At 69.6% G+C, this 230-nt stretch carries 1 protein-coding gene; it reads right to left on the bottom strand.

Annotated features, from left to right (window positions below):
• On the bottom strand, nt 1-230 hold a 230-nt coding region (locus tag SB719_RS22950), incomplete at both ends, for a hypothetical protein (protein WP_412160157.1).

Below are 230 nucleotides of genomic sequence, written 5' to 3'. Positions count from 1 at the left end.
CGTCGCTGTTGAACCCCTCGCGCCCGCTGCTGATGCGGTTCTCTTCGTGCCATTTGTGCGTGCTGTCGTCCCAGCTGTAGCTGGGTTCCGACTTCACGGTCGGGCGATTGCCGGCGCCGTAGCAGACCAGCACCAGCGACCGTGCGTCGTTGCCGGCCGGCACGGGCGTACGCGAGGGCAGGGTGGTCGCGGTGTCGCGCGAGCCGCTGCAATTGCTCGCGGGCACCGGC

The organism is Pantoea sp. SIMBA_079, from assembly GCF_046940275.1.
GTDB classification, from domain to species: Bacteria; Pseudomonadota; Gammaproteobacteria; order Enterobacterales; family Enterobacteriaceae; genus Pantoea; species Pantoea borealis.
This window is presented reverse-complemented; position numbering and strand designations above follow the sequence as displayed.